The 281-nt window shown below is 56.2% G+C and carries 1 rRNA gene; it reads left to right on the top strand.

From position 1 onward, the window contains the following. Window positions 1-281, top strand: a 16S ribosomal RNA gene (locus GH754_RS19355); the annotation flags it as partial.

Genomic DNA, 281 nt, shown 5'->3' with positions numbered 1-281 from the left:
GCGGACGGGTGAGTAACACGTGGGCAACCTGCCTGTAAGACTGGGATAACTCCGGGAAACCGGGGCTAATACCGGATAACACTTTGAACTGCATGGTTCGAAGATGAAAGACGGCTTTTGCTGTCACTTACAGATGGGCCTGCGGCGCATTAGCTAGTTGGTGGGGTAAAAGCCTACCAAGGCCACGATGCGTAGCCGACCTGAGAGGGTGATCGGCCACACTGGGACTGAGACACGGCCCAGACTCCTACGGGAGGCAGCAGTAGGGAATCTTCCGCAAT

It is taken from the genome of Salinibacillus xinjiangensis, assembly GCF_009649735.1.
Taxonomy (GTDB): Bacteria; Bacillota; Bacilli; order Bacillales; family Alkalibacillaceae; genus Salinibacillus; species Salinibacillus xinjiangensis.
Note: the sequence above shows the minus strand (reverse complement) of the source record. Positions and strands in the feature narration are given on the sequence as shown.